The organism is Streptomonospora sediminis, assembly GCF_054778995.1.
Genome location: NZ_BAAGYZ010000102.1, coordinates 72,004 through 86,889, shown reverse-complemented (window position 1 = coordinate 86,889; position 14,886 = coordinate 72,004). Strand labels below are relative to the sequence as shown.

The 14,886-nt window shown below is 71.1% G+C and carries 14 protein-coding genes; 9 read left to right on the top strand and 5 right to left on the bottom strand.

The window, feature by feature from the left end:
• Nucleotides 1-314: 314 nt before the first annotated feature.
• Nucleotides 315-845, bottom strand: a complete 531-nt coding sequence (locus ACYVD5_RS19775; RefSeq protein ID WP_461002570.1) for a hypothetical protein — start codon at nucleotides 843-845, stop codon at nucleotides 315-317.
• A 61-nt stretch (nucleotides 846-906) separates the two neighbouring features.
• The gene (hisN, locus tag ACYVD5_RS19770) at nucleotides 907-1,731 is read right to left on the bottom strand and encodes a histidinol-phosphatase (RefSeq protein WP_461002569.1); all 825 of its coding nucleotides are present in this window, start codon (nucleotides 1,729-1,731) and stop codon (nucleotides 907-909) included.
• A 155-nt stretch (nucleotides 1,732-1,886) separates the two neighbouring features.
• Here hisN and ACYVD5_RS19765 point away from each other — a divergent pair, with 155 nt between their 5' ends.
• On the top strand, nucleotides 1,887-2,492 hold the full coding sequence (locus ACYVD5_RS19765; RefSeq protein WP_461002568.1) for a TetR/AcrR family transcriptional regulator: 606 nt from the start codon (nucleotides 1,887-1,889) through the stop codon (nucleotides 2,490-2,492).
• Nucleotides 2,493-2,543: 51 nt separating this feature from the next.
• Here ACYVD5_RS19765 and rsgA read toward each other — a convergent pair whose 3' ends face one another.
• Nucleotides 2,544-3,536, bottom strand: coding sequence for a ribosome small subunit-dependent GTPase A (gene rsgA / locus ACYVD5_RS19760; RefSeq protein ID WP_461002567.1), 993 nt, complete (start codon nucleotides 3,534-3,536; stop codon nucleotides 2,544-2,546).
• A complete protein-coding gene (gene aroA / locus ACYVD5_RS19755; RefSeq protein WP_461002566.1) occupies nucleotides 3,533-4,807 on the bottom strand; it encodes a 3-phosphoshikimate 1-carboxyvinyltransferase in 1,275 nt (424 codons plus the stop codon). Before aroA ends, rsgA begins: the two co-directional genes overlap by 4 nt.
• 141 nt (nucleotides 4,808-4,948) lie before the next feature.
• On the opposite strand from aroA, the gene ACYVD5_RS19750 reads away from it, so the two are divergent.
• The 3 genes from ACYVD5_RS19750 to thiC all read left to right on the top strand — a co-directional run bounded on the left by ACYVD5_RS19750 (nucleotide 4,949) and on the right by thiC (nucleotide 8,556).
• On the top strand, nucleotides 4,949-5,431 hold the full coding sequence (locus ACYVD5_RS19750) for an OsmC family protein (RefSeq protein ID WP_461002565.1): 483 nt from the start codon (nucleotides 4,949-4,951) through the stop codon (nucleotides 5,429-5,431).
• Nucleotides 5,432-5,582: 151 nt separating this feature from the next.
• Nucleotides 5,583-6,476 carry an SOS response-associated peptidase gene (locus ACYVD5_RS19745; RefSeq protein WP_461002564.1) on the top strand — a complete coding sequence of 298 codons (894 nt, stop codon included), beginning with the start codon at nucleotides 5,583-5,585 and terminating at the stop codon, nucleotides 6,474-6,476.
• Between the two features lie 376 nt (nucleotides 6,477-6,852).
• Entirely contained in the window at nucleotides 6,853-8,556 is a 1,704-nt protein-coding gene (gene thiC / locus ACYVD5_RS19740) for a phosphomethylpyrimidine synthase ThiC (RefSeq protein ID WP_461002563.1), read from the top strand.
• A 198-nt stretch (nucleotides 8,557-8,754) separates the two neighbouring features.
• Here thiC and ACYVD5_RS19735 read toward each other — a convergent pair whose 3' ends face one another.
• The gene (locus ACYVD5_RS19735) at nucleotides 8,755-9,561 is read right to left on the bottom strand and encodes a methyltransferase domain-containing protein (protein ID WP_461002562.1); all 807 of its coding nucleotides are present in this window, start codon (nucleotides 9,559-9,561) and stop codon (nucleotides 8,755-8,757) included.
• Nucleotides 9,562-10,002: 441 nt separating this feature from the next.
• On the opposite strand from ACYVD5_RS19735, the gene ACYVD5_RS19730 reads away from it, so the two are divergent.
• The 5 genes from ACYVD5_RS19730 to ACYVD5_RS19710 all read left to right on the top strand — a co-directional run bounded on the left by ACYVD5_RS19730 (nucleotide 10,003) and on the right by ACYVD5_RS19710 (nucleotide 14,835).
• Nucleotides 10,003-10,647, top strand: coding sequence for a sigma-70 family RNA polymerase sigma factor (locus tag ACYVD5_RS19730; RefSeq protein ID WP_461002561.1), 645 nt, complete (start codon nucleotides 10,003-10,005; stop codon nucleotides 10,645-10,647).
• The gene (gene rsrA, locus ACYVD5_RS19725; protein ID WP_461002560.1) at nucleotides 10,644-10,925 is read left to right on the top strand and encodes a mycothiol system anti-sigma-R factor; all 282 of its coding nucleotides are present in this window, start codon (nucleotides 10,644-10,646) and stop codon (nucleotides 10,923-10,925) included. The genes ACYVD5_RS19730 and rsrA overlap by 4 nt, the downstream gene beginning before the upstream one ends.
• A gap of 896 nt (nucleotides 10,926-11,821) precedes the next feature.
• Nucleotides 11,822-13,174, top strand: coding sequence for an HD-GYP domain-containing protein (locus tag ACYVD5_RS19720; protein WP_461002559.1), 1,353 nt, complete (start codon nucleotides 11,822-11,824; stop codon nucleotides 13,172-13,174).
• A gap of 20 nt (nucleotides 13,175-13,194) precedes the next feature.
• Entirely contained in the window at nucleotides 13,195-14,481 is a 1,287-nt protein-coding gene (locus tag ACYVD5_RS19715; protein ID WP_461002575.1) for an HD-GYP domain-containing protein, read from the top strand.
• 141 nt (nucleotides 14,482-14,622) lie between these two features.
• Entirely contained in the window at nucleotides 14,623-14,835 is a 213-nt protein-coding gene (locus ACYVD5_RS19710; RefSeq protein WP_461002558.1) for a biotin/lipoyl-binding carrier protein, read from the top strand.
• Nucleotides 14,836-14,886: the final 51 nt, after the last annotated feature.

Genomic DNA, 14,886 nt, shown 5'->3' with positions numbered 1-14,886 from the left:
GGCCGTGTCCTGTTTGCCGCCGGGGTTGACATCTCACGCCCGGCACTAACTTCCCGGCATTGGTGGTGATCATGCAGAAATGCCGGTCTCAGCTTTGATATTTGGGCATTTCTGCAGGGTCGGTGCGTCGCCCGCCCCGAGCGGGCCCGTGTCCGCCCCGGTCCCCGGACGCCCTGGCCGCCATGGCCGGGCCGCCACCGGTGCCTGCGTGCGGGTCGGCTTCGTCAGGGGTGATCGGTCCGCCCGGGGCCTCGCTGCTGCGCGGGCACCGGCATGCGGGCAGTCCCGATCGATCAGGGCCTACTAAACAGGACTTAGTCCGCCCGGAACCCGTCGCAGGCGATGTAGCCGCCCTCGGCGGTGGTCCACACGACGGTGTAGGCGCCCCCGGCCGGCGCGGAGGCCTTGCCGAAGTCCGCGGGGAAGTTCAGTTCGACCCAGTCGGCACCGGAGGCGGCGGCCTCTGCCTGGTGGGTCTTGCCGCCGGGGGCGGTGACGGTCGCCTTCACATCGACCTCGGTGCCTTCGGCGGCTTCGGAGTCGCGCAGCTTGAGCGGGGCGCCCTCGGTGACCGCCGTACGCGGGGCCGAGGTCTCCCAGGCACCGGGCGCGTTGGTGGTGATCCGGGGGGAGCAGGCGAGCGCCTCGGCGTCGAAGCGGAGCTCGGCCAGCGCCGAAGGGTCGGCGACGGGAGCGGAGGCGTCGGTGCTCGGCGCGATCCGGGTCTCCAGTTCCTCCATCGACGGCCCGGACTCGGCCCCGCATGCAGTCAGTGCGAGCGAGGCGGCCAGCGCGGCGGGGAGGAGGAGACGCGGTCGGCGGCGTCGGGAGAGCTGTAGCGGCACGGCCGCAGACTACTACGGGCCGGGCGCCCGCGCGTCCCGCTCGCGCCGGTGCCCGGCCCGCTCAGGTCAACCGCAGCGGCGCCGGGCCACCACCCGGTGTCGGGCCGCCGTTCAACCAGGTCAGGACGTTGTCGTGCAGTGCCCCGTTGGTGCACACCAGCGGGCCTCCGTCGGTGAACTCCTGGCCGCGCAGGTCGGTCGCGCGGCCGCCCGCCTCTTCCAGGATCACCGGCAGCGGGGCGGCGTCCCACAGTGACAGCTCCGGCTCGGCCGAGATGTCGACGGCACCCTCGGCGACCATCACGTGCGACCAGAAGTCGCCGTAGGCACGGGTGCGCCACACCGACCGGGTCAGGCCCAGGAAGCTGTCCAGGCGCTGCTGGTCCTCCCACTCCGACAGCTCCGAGAACGACAGCGACGCGTCCTCCAGGGTCGAGATCCGCGAAACCGTGCAGCGGGACGCCTTGGTCAGGCTGCGCCCCGTCCAGGTGCCGCCTCCCCGCGACGCCCACCAGCGGCGGGTCAGCGCAGGCGCCGAGACCACCCCCACCACCGGCCGGTCGCCTTCGAGCAGGGCGATCAGGGTCGCCCACACGGGCACACCGCGCACGTAGTTCTTGGTGCCGTCGATGGGGTCGAGCACCCAGACGCGGTGGCTGACGCCGGTCTTGCCGTACTCCTCTCCCACAACGGCGTCGCGCGGGCGGGCGCGGGAGAGCACCCCCCGCAGGGTCTCCTCGACGGAGCGGTCGGCCTCGGTCACGGGGGTCAGGTCCGGTTTGGTGTCAACCTTGAGGTCGAGCGCCCGGAAACGCTTAAGAGAGATGTCATCGGCCGCATCGGCGAGGACGTGGGCAAGACGCAGATCATCGTCAAAGGACGCCATGGCGGCTTACGCTACCGGCCTACCAGGCCGATTCCGAGAGTGCCCCGTCGTTCGCAGGCGGGCCCGGACCGGTTTCGCCCCCGGTCGGACGGCATGCGGCTCCACACGACGGCGGGATCGGCCGCCGCCGCGGCCGGGCGTGGCAGGATGGCCGCATGCGGGACGAGAACGAGCGGCGGCCCGCTCGGGCCGATGGCACGGGAACCCGCGCGCGGCTGCTGGACGCCGCCTACGTCGAGGTCGTGGCCGGACGGTGGGGCCGGATGCGGATGGCCGATATCGCCGCGGTCGCGGGCGTGTCGCGCCAGACGCTCTACAACGGGTTCGGCAGCAAGGAGGGCCTGCTGCAGGCCGTGGTGGTGCGCGAGGCCGGGCAGTTCCTCGACGCGGTGATGGACATCCTCTCCGACACCACCGCCGATCCCGCGCACGCAGTGGCGGAGTCGGCGCGCTGGACCCTGGCGGCCTCGGCGGACAATCCGCTGCTCGGCGCGATCATCACCGGCGACTCCGAGCTGCTGCCGGTGCTGACCACGCGGGCCCAGCCGCTGCACGTCGAACTGGGTTCGCGGATGACCGCTTACCTGTGCGAGAGCCGGCCCTCGATCGGCGCCGAGCGTGCCGGGGCGGTGGCCGAGGTGGCGCTGCGGCTGATCCTGTCCTATGTGCTGCTGCCCACCGATCCCCGCCAGGCGGCCCAACGGGTGGAGCTGGCGGTGAACAGCATGCTCGGCGCCGCGTGCGAGTCCGCCCGCCGGTGATCCGGGCCTGCGCGGCACCGCTGGAACCGGTCGGTCAGCGCCGGTCGCCGGTCAGTGCTGCGCGTCGTCGGACTCGCGGCTGCTCAGCAGGCGGCGCAGCGAGGCGACCCGGTCGGGGTCCAGCCGGCCTTCGGCAACACCGGTGTCCAGCGCGCACTCGGGTGTACCGGCGGTGTGCGGACACCCGGGCGGGCACTCGGCCGCCGCCTCGTCCAGATCGGCGAAGCCCGACACCACGTCGCCGGGGCTGACATGGGCCAGGCCGAAGCTGCGCACGCCGGGGGTGTCGATGATCCAGCCGCCCTCGAACGGCAGCGCAACGGCCGAGGTGGAGGTGTGCCGCCCCTTCCCGGTGACCGGGTTGGTATCGCCGACCGCGCGCTCGGCTGCGGGCACGAGCAGGTTCACCAGGGTCGACTTGCCAACGCCGGAATAGCCCACCAGGACGCTGGTGCGCCCGGCCAGGCGCTCGCGCAGCGCGCTGTGGTCGCCGGCCTGGCTGACGACGAGGTGGGGCAGGTCGAGACCGGCGTAGGTGCGCAGCAGTTCGCCGGGGCCGGCCAGATCCGCCTTGGTCAGGCACAGCAGCGGGTCCAGGCCGGCGTCGAAGGCCGCGACCAGGCAGCGGTCGACGAAGCGCGGCCGGGGTTCGGGGTCGGCCAGTGAGCAGACGATGACGAGCTGGTCGGCGTTGGCGACGATGATCCGCTCCACGGGATCGGTGTCGTCGGCCGTGCGGCGCAGCACCGACTCGCGCTCCTCGACCCGCACCACCCGGGCGAGGGTGTCGGGGGCGCCGGACAGATCACCGACCAGCGCCACGCGGTCGCCCACGACGATGCTGCCCCGGCCCAGCTCGCGGGCCTTCATGGCGACCACCGGGCGGTCGTCGACCAGGCAGCGGTACCGCCCGCGGTCGACCGCCGTGACGAAGCCTTCGCGGGCGTCCTCGTGCTTGGGGCGGGTGCGGGTGCGCGGGCGCGACCCGCCGCGCGCACGGACGCGGATGTCGTCCTCGTCCAGGTAGCGCCGACCGCCCGTCACCGCGCCACTCCTGCCCAGAGCTCGCGGAATCCGGGCAGGGTCTTGGCGGTTGTGGCGATGTTCTCGACCTCCACTCCGCCGACCGCAAGGCCGATCACTGCGCCGGAGGTGGCCATGCGGTGGTCGTCGTAGCTGTGGAACACCCCGCCGTGCAGCGGCCGCGGCCGGATCTCCAGGCCGTCGGGGAGTTCGGCGGCGTCGCCGCCCAGCGCGTTGATCTCGTGGACCAGCGCCGCGATCCGGTCGGTCTCGTGGCGCCGCAGGTGGGCGATGCCGGTGAGCCGCGACGGGCTCTGGGCCAGCGCCGCGACCGCGGCAATGGTGGGGGTGAGCTCGCCGACCTCGCGCAGGTCGGCGGTGATGCCGCGGATCCCGCCGGTGCCGCGCAGGGTCAGGCCGTCGGGGCCGGCGGTGATCTCGCCGCCCATCTCGGCGAACAGCCGGCGCAGCGCATCGCCCGGCTGGGTGGTGTGCTGCGGCCACCCCGACACGGTCACGCGGCCGCCGGTGACCAGCGCCGCGGCGAGGAACGGCGCTGCATTGGACAGGTCGGGCTCGACCACGACCTCTCCGGCCTTGACGGCCCCCGGCGACACCCGCCACACGTCGGGCTCGGAGATGTCGACGGCGACCCCTGCCGCCCGCAGCATCTCCACGGTCATGTCCAGATGCGGCTGCGAGGGCACCGGCGGGCCCTCGTGGCGGACCTCGACGCCGTGCTCGAAACGGGCGCCGCTGAGCAGCAGCGCCGAAACGAACTGGGACGAACCCGAGGCGTCCAAGCGGACCGTGCCGCCGCGGAGCGCGCCGTTGCTGTGCATGACCAGCGGCAGCGCGCCGCGGCCGCCGTCGTCGATATCGGCGCCGAGCGCGCGCAGGGCTTCGAGCAGCGGGCCCACCGGGCGTTCGCGCGCCCGCTGGTCGCCGTCGAAGGCGACATCGCCGCGGGCCAGCGCCGCCAGGGGCGGTAGGAACCGCATCACCGTGCCTGCGTTGCCCACGTCGACGTGTGCGGGTCCGCGCGGGGGAGCGGGGGCGACCTCCCAGTCGGGGCCGGAATCGGCCACAGTGATGCCCACAGAGCGCAGTGCGGCCGCCATGAGGTCGGTGTCGCGGCTGCGCAGCGGGCGGCGCACCGCGGCCGGGGTCTCCGAGAGAGCCGCCAGGATCAGCGCGCGGTTGGTCATCGACTTGGAACCCGGCAGCGCGACGGTGGTGTCGACGGGCGTGCGGGCGGTGGGTGCGGGCCAGTGCGGCGCGGATCGGGGCATACTCCAAGGTTAACGGGCGTGCCCGGGATCCCGCTGTCGCGCGCGGGTGTGCTGTGCGGCAGGCTGGGTGCCGGGGCGGGCGCGTCCACCTGGGCCGGTACCTCCGGCAAGCCGCCGGGAAACCCTGGAGGAGAAACGCACATGGCCGACAAGAGCCACCACTACGAGGTCAGCGTCCGCTGGACGGGCAACACCGGATCGGGCACGTCGGCCTATCGCGGCTTCGAGCGCGCACACGACGTCGAGGCCGCGGGCCGGCCCGTGCTCAAGGCGTCGGCCGACTCCGCCTTCCGCGGCGACCCCGCCCGGTGGAATCCCGAGGATCTGCTGGTCAGCGCGCTGAGCGAGTGCCACATGCTGTCGTATCTGTCGCTTGCGCCCGCGGCAGGGGTCGACGTCGTCGCCTACACCGACACCGCCACCGGCACCATGACCACCCACCGCGACTCCTCCGGCGAATTCGACGAGGTGGTGCTGCACCCGGTCGTCACCGTCGCCGAGACGGGCATGGCCGAGACCGCCAAGGCGCTGCACGAGCGGGCGCACGAAGTGTGCTTCATCGCGCGCTCGGTGAACTTCCCCGTGCGCAACGAGCCCGAGATCCGCATCGCCGACGGCGGCTGAGCGGCCCGCCTGGCGCAGCGGCAGCGCAGAAATGCCAAAAGGCGGCAACGACCCGGCATTTCCGCACAAGGGGGCCGCCATTGCCAGGCCCCGGGAAGCGGATCACCGGGTGCAGAACGCGGTAGCCGGCCAGCGCACTAGACTTCCCCGCATGTGCGGTCGATACGCTCAGGCGCGCAATCAGCACGAGCTCCAGCTCGCGTTCGATTTCCCCGCCGACCACGACTCCGCGGCCGCCTCCGGCGGCGGCGCCGGCACCTCCGCGCCCCGGGCGTGGCCGCCGTTGGAGGAGCTCGCGCCGGACTACAACATCGCTCCCGGCAAGACCGTCTACGCCGTGCTGGGCACACCCCCCGGCGCGGCCGAGCCCGGCGCTGGCCGCGGGCCGCGTTCGCTGGGCAGCCTGCGCTGGGGGCTGGTGCCGTCCTGGGCCAAGGACGCCAACGTGGGCTACAAGATGATCAACGCCCGCAGCGAGACCGTCGCCGAGAAACCCGCCTACCGCAACGCCTTCGCCCGGCGCCGGTGCCTGATCCCCGCCGACGCCTACTACGAGTGGCAACTGCTGCCCGAATCCCGCCCGGGCGAGGCCGAGGCCGGCACCTCGCCGGTCACCGACTCGGGACACCAGCGGCGCAAGGCCAGGTCCCGCAAGCTGCCCTACTCCGTCGGCTACTCCGACGGTTCCCCGCTCGCGCTGGCCGGGCTGTTCGAACGCTGGCGCGATCCCCAGCGCCCCGACGACGACCCCGCCGCCTGGCTGTGGAGCTGCACCATCGTCACGACCGAGGCCGCGGGCGAGCTGAGCGCCATCCACGAACGCATGCCGGTGGTCGTCCCGCCCGAGCTGTGGGAGCTCTGGCTCGACCCCGCCTCCGGGTCCGGCGACCTGCACCGCGCCATGGCGGCCACTCCTGTCGAGGACTTCTCCGTCACCCCGGTGAGCACCGCGGTCAACAGCGTCCGCAACAACGGGCCGGAGCTGCTCGCCCCCGCCGCCGAGCCGCCGGAACCGCACAGCGGCCAGAGCGCCACCCTGTTCTGACCCCCGCCGGCGGTCCGGTTGCCGGTCGGCTTGCCGTCCCCAAACCTCCTGGCGGGCCCCTGCGTCCCGCCGTCCCCACCCGTTGCCGATTCGGCACCCGGGGCTGGAACGCCGCCGCGGCCGTGGGTATGGTGGCCACGATCACCTGATCGCCGCCGACCGGACGCGGCCGGCGGCACACCGTGACGACGGTGCCACGCAGTTGCAACCGAAGTTGCCGACCCGCCGGTCCCGGCCCTTCCGCCGGCCGGCCGACACACAACAAACCGCGGGAGCTCGCGCCATGGCGGGCTGAGAGGGCGGCTGCCCCGAGAACGGGGCCGGTGCCGCCGACCGCAGAACCTGTTCGGGTAATTCCGACGTAGGGAGGCGTGCCTTGACGGCGCTCGACGACCGTAATGTCCAGCCCGCAGTGACCACCGGTCCCATCATGGGATCGCAGAAGGTCTACCACGAGGTCACCGATCCCGGCTCCGCGCGGCCCTTGTATGTGCCGCACCGCCGGGTCGGGCTGGGCAATGGCAGCCACATTGACCTGTACGACACCTCCGGCCCCTACACAGACACCGCTACTGCCGCGGCCGCGGATACGTCCGCCGCGGGCGGGATCGACGTCCACGCCGGGCTCACCCGCATGCGCGAGGAGTGGATCCGCAACCGCGAACCCGTGAACGGCGCGGTCACCCAGGCCGCCTACGCCAAGGCGGGCGTGGTCACCCCTGAGATGCGCTACATCGCCGCGCGCGAGGGGATGGACCCCGACTTCGTGCGCTCCGAGGTGGCCATCGGCCGCGCGGTCATCCCGGTCAACCGGTGCCACCCCGAGTCCGAGCCGATGATCATCGGCAAGGGATTCCTGGTGAAGGTGAACGCCAACATCGGCAACTCCGCGGTGACCTCGTCGGTCGCCGAGGAGGTCGAGAAGATGGTCTGGGCCACCCGGTGGGGCGCCGACACCATCATGGATCTGTCCACCGGCAAGCGCATCCACCAGACGCGCGAATGGATCGTCCGCAACTCACCGGTGCCGGTGGGCACCGTGCCCATCTACCAGGCCCTGGAGAAGGTAGACGGCGACCCTGCCGCGCTGACCTGGGAGATCTACCGCGACACCGTCATCGAACAGGCCGAGCAGGGCGTGGACTACATGACGGTGCACGCCGGCGTGCTGCTGCGCTACGTCCCGCTGACCGCCCGCCGTGTCACCGGGATCGTCTCGCGCGGCGGTTCCATCATGGCGGCGTGGTGCCTGGCCCACCACCAGGAGAGCTTCCTCTACACGCGCTTCGAAGAGCTCTGCGAGATCTTCCGGCGCTACGACATCACGTTCTCGCTGGGCGACGGGCTGCGGCCCGGGTCCATCGCCGACGCCAACGACGAGGCCCAGTTCGCCGAGCTGCGCACCCTGGGCGAGCTGACCCACATCGCCCGTGCCCACGACGTCCAGGTGATGATCGAGGGCCCGGGGCACGTGCCGCTGCACAAGATCGCCGAGAACGTGCGGTTGGAGGAGGAGCTGTGCGGCGAGGCGCCCTTTTACACGCTGGGGCCGCTCGCCACCGATATCGCACCGGGCTACGACCACATCACCTCGGCCATCGGCGCGGCGCAGGTGGCCTGGCATGGCACGGCGATGCTGTGCTACGTCACGCCCAAGGAGCACCTGGGCCTGCCCAACCGCGACGACGTCAAGACCGGAGTCATCACCTACAAGCTGGCCGCCCACTCCGCTGACCTGGCCAAGGGCCATCCCCGGGCCCAGGAGTGGGACGACACCCTGTCCACCGCCCGCTTCGAGTTCCGCTGGCAGGACCAGTTCCACTTGGCCCTCGATCCGGAGACCGCGCAGGCGTTCCACGACGAGACGCTGCCGGCCGAACCCGCCAAGACCGCGCACTTCTGTTCGATGTGCGGTCCCAAGTTCTGTTCCATGAAGATCACCCAGGACGTGCGCAGGTACGCCGAGGAGAACGGCATGTCCACGGTGGCTGCCATCGACCAGGGCATGCGCGACAAGGCCGAGGAGTTCGCCGAACGCGGCAAGCGGGTGTATCTGCCCGTGGCCGACCAGGCGGAGTAGCCCACGTAGCCTACGCAGCGCGAACAACCGCTTGCCGGGCCGATCGGCCCGCAGGCCTTCAGCCGGGGGCCGGTGCCGCAGGGCGCCGGCCCCCGGTGGCGTGCGGTGCCGCTGCAGGCCTGCCGGCTTGCGCGCATGTGTGCGTGCGCGCCCGTGCCCGCCGGCTCACCGAACCCACCGGTTCACCTGCTGACCCGCTCACCGGTTGCCGGGTTTGCCGGCACTGGCCAGCAGGTGCACGCCCACGTAGTCGTCGGCCTCGGCGGCCTGGAGTTCCATTTCGACCAGCCGCCCCAGCGCCTGGTGGTCGCGGGCCAGCATCAGTTCGACGGTCGAGGCGGAGAGCACCGTGCGCGGGCGGATCCAGTCGAGTTCGAGCCCGACATCGGTGATGACCTCGGAGATCTGCTCGGCGGTGAAGCACCTGGTGATGGAGCCGTCGGGCCAGGGCACCAGCAGCACGTCGGCGCGCGGTGCGAAGCTCAGCTCGGGCCAGCGGTCCTGTTCGGCGAGCAGCGCCATGCCGAGCACGACGGAGTCGACGCACAGCAGGACCCGCCCGCCCGGCCGCAGCACGCGGGCGATCTCGCTCAGCGAGGATTCGGTGGCCAGGTGGCGCGAGAGCACCCGGTTGTCGGCGACCACACAGTCGAAGGACTCCGCGGCGAAGGTCGGCAGGAAGGTGGTATCGCCGACCACGGCCTGCAGGCGCCCGGGCGAGCGCCGCCGGGCCGCCGGCACGTGCCCGTTGACCAGGGTGAGCGGTCGGCGGGGGCGGGTGTCGGCCGAGGGGAGCAGGGTGACGACGTCGTGGCCGTCGGCCACCGCCCGCGCGGCTCCGCGGAAGTCGGGGCCGGAGAGGTCGAGGATGCGTCCGCGTGTATCGGGCAGCCACCGGGCCAGCTGGGCATCGGCCACCGCCCAGTAGAACCGCCAGTAAGCGGACAGGGAGTCGCTGGTCGCGAACTGTGCGGCGGCCGAACGCGAGCCATGGGTGTCAGGCATAGGACCGGCGGTCTCGGGAACCTGCGGCGGGGACGCGGAGTCGGAGGACGGTTGCACGCATACTCCTCTCCCACGTCTTTGCTGAGGGTTTTACCCGCACTCTTGCCCGGGTCACCTCTGCGGAGGTGCGGAAAACGGGAGGGTCCCCGAACCGCATACCAGCCCGGAGCCCGGAATCAGCGGGCGGGGCCGGTTGTTGGCATGCACATCACTACCCGGCAGGTCGTCGGCCAACGCGCCGCCGGACGCAGAATCCTACGGCGTCCGTGCGCAGTACCAGACGAGGAGAGTAAAGGCAGGCCAATGCCTACTGCTACCGCTGACTTCGTGCAAGCTCGCGCGGGCGCGGCCCCGCCAGGCGATGTGCCCTCCACCGGTGCGGCGTCGTATCGTGAGGCTACGGTTGCCCCACGGGAGGCCAGCACAAGGAGGCAGGCGGGCTTGAATCAGAGCCAGGAGACACTCGACGAGCAGGGAGCTCGGTTCGAGCGGGATGTGCTCCCGTTTTTGGACCAGCTCTATTCTGCTGCGTTGCGGATGACACGCAACCCCACCGACGCCGAGGATCTCGTCCAGGAGACGTTCGCCAAGGCGTTCGGCTCGTTCCACCAGTTCAAGGAGGGAACGAACCTTAAGGCCTGGCTGTATCGGATCCTCACCAACACGTTCATCAACTCCTACCGCAAGAAGCAGCGCGAGCCCAAGCAGGCCGGTACCGAGGATGTCGAGGACTGGCAGCTCGCGCAGGCGGCGGCGCACTCCTCGTCGGGGCTGAAATCGGCCGAGGCCGAGGCGTTGGAGCACCTGCCCGACACCGACGTGAAGCGCGCGTTGCAGGACCTGCCCGAGGACTTCCGTATCGCGGTTTACCTCGCCGATGTCGAGGGCTTCGCTTACAAGGAGGTCGCCGAGATCATGGAGACCCCGATCGGCACGGTCATGTCGCGGTTGCACCGAGGTAGACGCCAGTTGCGCTCGATGCTGGAGGAGTACGCGCTGGAGCGCGGCATCCTCGATTCGGCGGACGGCGAAGGTATCGCGGTAGAGGCGTCCAACGGCGGGTCGAGTCGGGGGGACCAACGATGAGTTGCGGAGGAACGCACGCTACCCCGTGTAGCGAGGTACTTGCGAAGGTCTACTCCTACATCGACGGCGAACTCGACGAGACCAACTGCTCCGACATCCGCGAGCACCTCGACGAGTGCGCGCCGTGCCTGGCGGAGTACGGCCTGGAAGAGGTCGTGAAGAAGCTGGTGGCCAAGCACTGCGGAGCCGATCCGGTGCCGGGCGATCTGCGCTCGAAGGTGCTGTACCGGCTTGAGGCCGCGCGCGCCGACCTGGAGGTCCGCGAGGGCGTGGAGTAACCGGCGCCTCCGCTGCCGCCCGCTCCAGGCGGCGCGGGCGCCGGCAATCCCCGCAGCCCCGGCACTTCCGGCAACCCCGGCACTCCCGGCGGCACGGCTCAAAATACATGTGGAACCGCTGTTGTTCCCGAATTTTGGTTAGAACCTAATACGCGTTGATCCGGCGGTCGATTTTTTTCGGCCGCCGGATTTTTCTGTGTGCGGCGGCCGTCCGGACGCTTTGGCGGCGGCCGGTTGTGCGGACCGCCCGCGGCCGCATGTGCGTGTGCGGGCATGCGTGCCGGGTTTTGGCGTACTCGGGTATGCGGCCGCGCATAGGGCGGTCCGACACGCCCGGCGTACCCTGCAACCAGGTCAAGAAACGGTCGCATTCCGTTGTAGACGATATACGGAGTCCTGTGATCGATCGGTTACACAATGTGATAACAGCTGGTCGTATGGTTCATTGCGTCGCGCCAAAGCGCCCCGGAATGCTGAAAGCGGCACCGGAGGGCCCTGCCAACAAGGTGGTTGCGGAGAGTAGTCGCGGCAACTACGATACTGCTTCGGAATTCCGTGATTCGAAAATTGGTCGGTCATGGATGCCCGGATCTGGTGTGTGCGTCAGTCGCGGGAAATCAGACTCCGCGTGTGGCCCGTTAAACTGGCCGCCATATCCACCGTATGGGGTAATTCGCACGCCGACCGGGGGGCCCGGCCGGTGCCGGGCGGGTGGGCGTGCGGCCGTACCGCAGAAAGCAGGGGGGCTGCTGTGAGTTGGCTCATTTCCGAAATGGTGCTCGGGGGAATCATGACCATCTGGTTCCTGGCCAGCGCGAACGGGTGGTGCTGGTGGTAGAACGGAATCGATGAAACCATGGCGGTTCGGTCGGCTTTGGGGTGGGAGGTACCAGAAATTGCGTGCCCTTCCGGTAGCGGCACGGGTCTACATCGGGCTCGTCGTCCTCGGCGCCGTCGCTGCGATCGCACTAGGCCCGCACACCGGCATCGACCCGGCAACCCTGGTCCTTGTCGCTGTGCTGTTCGTGGTCACCGAGTCGATCAGCACCGCCATGCACAACGGAAAAGCGGGGATCTCCCCGAGCGCAGCGGCGACACTGGCCGCCGCCGTGCTGGTCGGACCGGTCGGCGCGGCGGCGGGTGCCCTGTGCGCCGCGCCGTTCGTGCTGCGCCGGCAGACCGTCGTCAAGCGGCTGTTCAACGGCGGCCAGCTCGCGCTGGTCGGCTACGCGGCCGGGCACGCCTTTCTCGCCCTCGGCGGCGAGATGGGCGCGCCCGCCCGCTCCGACTTCCCGTGGATCCTCGTGCCCTTCTGCGCGGCACTGGTGGTCTACGGGGTGGTCAACGCCGTGCTCATGGGCGCCCTGATGTGGTGCCTGGGCGTGGTGCGCCTGCAACCGCCCCGCCGGGTCCGCTGGCGCACCCTGGCAACCCTGGAGCTCGCGTCGCAGGGCTACGGCATGCTCGGGCTGTTCATCGCCGCGGTGTGGGGCGTGATCGGCGCACCGGTGATCCTGCTGGTGCTGCTGCCGCTGTTCATCGCCAGATGGGCCTTTGACCAGTGCATCGCCGAACAGCGGGCGCACGAGGCCACGCTGGCCACACTGTGCCAGGCCGTCGAGACCAAGGACTACTACACCCGCGGGCACTGCATGCGCGTGTCCAAGGGCGCCGGCATGATCGCCCAGCAGCTGGGCATGCACGCCGAGCGGGTGCAGACCATCCGCTACGCGGGGATGCTGCACGATGTCGGCAAGCTGGGCGTGCCGACCAAGGTGCTGCAGAAACCGGACAAGCTCACCGAGGAAGAGTTCGCCGCCATCCAGCTGCACCCCATGCGCGGCTACGAGATCGTCCGCGAAATCGGCTTCCTCGACGAGGCCCTTGCCGGGATCATGCACCACCACGAGCGCATGGACGGCCGCGGCTACCCGATGGGGCTCTCGGGCACCGACATCCCGGAGTTCGCGCGGATCATCTCCGTTGCCGATGCGTTCGACTGCATGACCTCGACCCGCTCCTACCGCAAAGCGCGCAGCATCGACGAGGCCTTCGCCGAGCTGCGGCGCGGCGCCGGCACCCAGTTCGACCCGGCCATGGTGGCGGCGCTGATCGCGGCCGTCGACCAGGAGGGCTGGGAACTTCCCGACGCCGTCGAGCCGCCCGGCGACGACTTCGCGGTGGTGGCCCGGCAGGACCACGACGATCCCAGTGTGCCGCTGCGGGTGGCCGGAGAGGGCGAGCGGTGATCACCGAGGAGTTCTACGACATGCGTGCGCCGCGCCGGCCGGGCCGGTGGCGCTTGGTGGGCGAGCCCGTCCGCGCACTGGTCATCATCACCGCGGCGGTGTTCGCCCTGGGATCACTGCTGTGGACCCTGATGACCGGGTTCGTCGATCCGCAGGCGGCCCTGGCGTTCGGGGTGCTCATCGCACTGGGCGAGCTCGCCCGCATCACCCTGCCGGGCAACCGCGAGGTCGCCCCCGTCGCCTCGGCGGGCGCCATCGGCTACACATACCTGCTGACCGTCGGCGGCGACGACGTCCACCACTCGTCCTGGCAGGTTCTGGCGGTGGTCACGGTCGGCTTCGCGCTCGGCGAGCTGCCGCACATCGCGGCCGGCCGGGCCCCCGGGTGGAGCGACCTCGCCCGGCGGATGATGATCATCGTGGTGATCACGCTGGGGTTCCGCCCGTTCGCCGAAGACCTGGCGCCGCGCTCCGGTCCGGCGGAGTGGTGGCCGGCGCTGGGGCTGATGGCGGCACTGGTGCTGGTGGGCTGGCTGACCGACGCCGTGATCGCCGCCACCATCCGCGCCGAGCGGCTGCGCACCCGGTTCGCCGTGGCCTTCCGCGACGAGCTGGTGGCCCACGTCGCGCTGGGCATGGCCATCGGTTCCTCCGGTATTCTCATCGCCCTTGCCAGCACCATCACCGGGCTGTCGGGCCTGCTGGTATTCACTGCGCCGCTGCTGGTAACCCAGGTGGCGTTCCGCCGGTTCGCCGAGGTCCGGCTCACCTACCTGCAGACCGTGCGCGCACTTTCGCGCGTCACCGAGGTCGGCGGCTACGTCGCCACCGGCCATTCGCGCCGGGTCGCCCGGCTTGCCAAGTCGATCGGCTGCGAACTGGGCATGCGCGAGTCCGAACTCCTGGAACTGGAGTACGCCGCCCTGATGCACGACATCGGCCAGCTTTCGCTGCGCGACCCCATCGCCAGCGGTGCGACCGTGTTCGCCCTGCCGCGCGAGCAGCGGCGCATCGCCGAACTCGGCTCCGCCGTGATCCGCGAGACCGGCGTGCTCGACTCGGTCGCCGAGGTCGTGCGCCGCCAGTGCGAGCCCTACACCGGCGATGGCGAGGACGGCCCGCCGCCGTTGGGCAGCCGGGTCATCAAGGTCGCCAACGCGGTCGACGACCTCGTCGGCGAATCCGGCGATCCCGAGCGCGTGCAGGCGGTGCTGGAGCGGTTGCGCATGGACGGGATGGGCGAATACGACCCCAAGGTGGTCGCGGCCGCCGCACGGGCCGTGGAGCGCGCTGCGGCCCACCTGTGAGCCGGCGGGCCGGCGCCACCGCGTCGGCCCGCCGCGGGGTTTCCGGTCCGCGGTCGCCCGGCTACCCTGAGATCGCAACCGCCGGTCGGCGGCGCTCCCGGCCCGCCCGCTCGCGCGCGAGGGCCCAGCGAGGAGGTAACGATGGCTGAGATCCGTGCCGAGATGGTCGCCAACGTCTTCAAGGTGACCGCGCAGCAGGGCGACCAGGTCGACGAGGGCGACGCCCTGTTCGTCCTGGAGTCCATGAAGATGGAGATCCCGGTGCTCACCGAGGAACCGGGCCAGGTCATCAGCATCGACGTCGGCGAAGGCGACGTCGTCCAAGAGGGCGACCTGCTGGCCGTCGTCCAGTAGCCCCGCCCGCGCCCGGCAGCCGGCGGGCGTCCGGCCGTCCGCTGCGGCCCG

Excerpts from the sequence above, each read along its gene's own strand:
- ACYVD5_RS19765 (WP_461002568.1), top strand. The coding sequence starts at position 1,887 with ATGCGGGACGAGAACGAGCGGCGGCCCGCTCGGGCCGATGGCACGGGA.
- ACYVD5_RS19715 (WP_461002575.1), top strand. The coding sequence starts at position 13,195 with ATGCGTGCGCCGCGCCGGCCGGGCCGGTGGCGCTTGGTGGGCGAGCCC.
- rsrA (WP_461002560.1), top strand. The coding sequence starts at position 10,644 with ATGAGTTGCGGAGGAACGCACGCTACCCCGTGTAGCGAGGTACTTGCG.
- aroA (WP_461002566.1), bottom strand. The coding sequence starts at position 4,807 with ATGCCCCGATCCGCGCCGCACTGGCCCGCACCCACCGCCCGCACGCCC.
- ACYVD5_RS19745 (WP_461002564.1), top strand. The coding sequence starts at position 5,583 with ATGTGCGGTCGATACGCTCAGGCGCGCAATCAGCACGAGCTCCAGCTC.
- ACYVD5_RS19750 (WP_461002565.1), top strand. The coding sequence starts at position 4,949 with ATGGCCGACAAGAGCCACCACTACGAGGTCAGCGTCCGCTGGACGGGC.
- ACYVD5_RS19735 (WP_461002562.1), bottom strand. The coding sequence starts at position 9,561 with ATGCCTGACACCCATGGCTCGCGTTCGGCCGCCGCACAGTTCGCGACC.
- hisN (WP_461002569.1), bottom strand. The coding sequence starts at position 1,731 with ATGGCGTCCTTTGACGATGATCTGCGTCTTGCCCACGTCCTCGCCGAT.
- ACYVD5_RS19710 (WP_461002558.1), top strand. The coding sequence starts at position 14,623 with ATGGCTGAGATCCGTGCCGAGATGGTCGCCAACGTCTTCAAGGTGACC.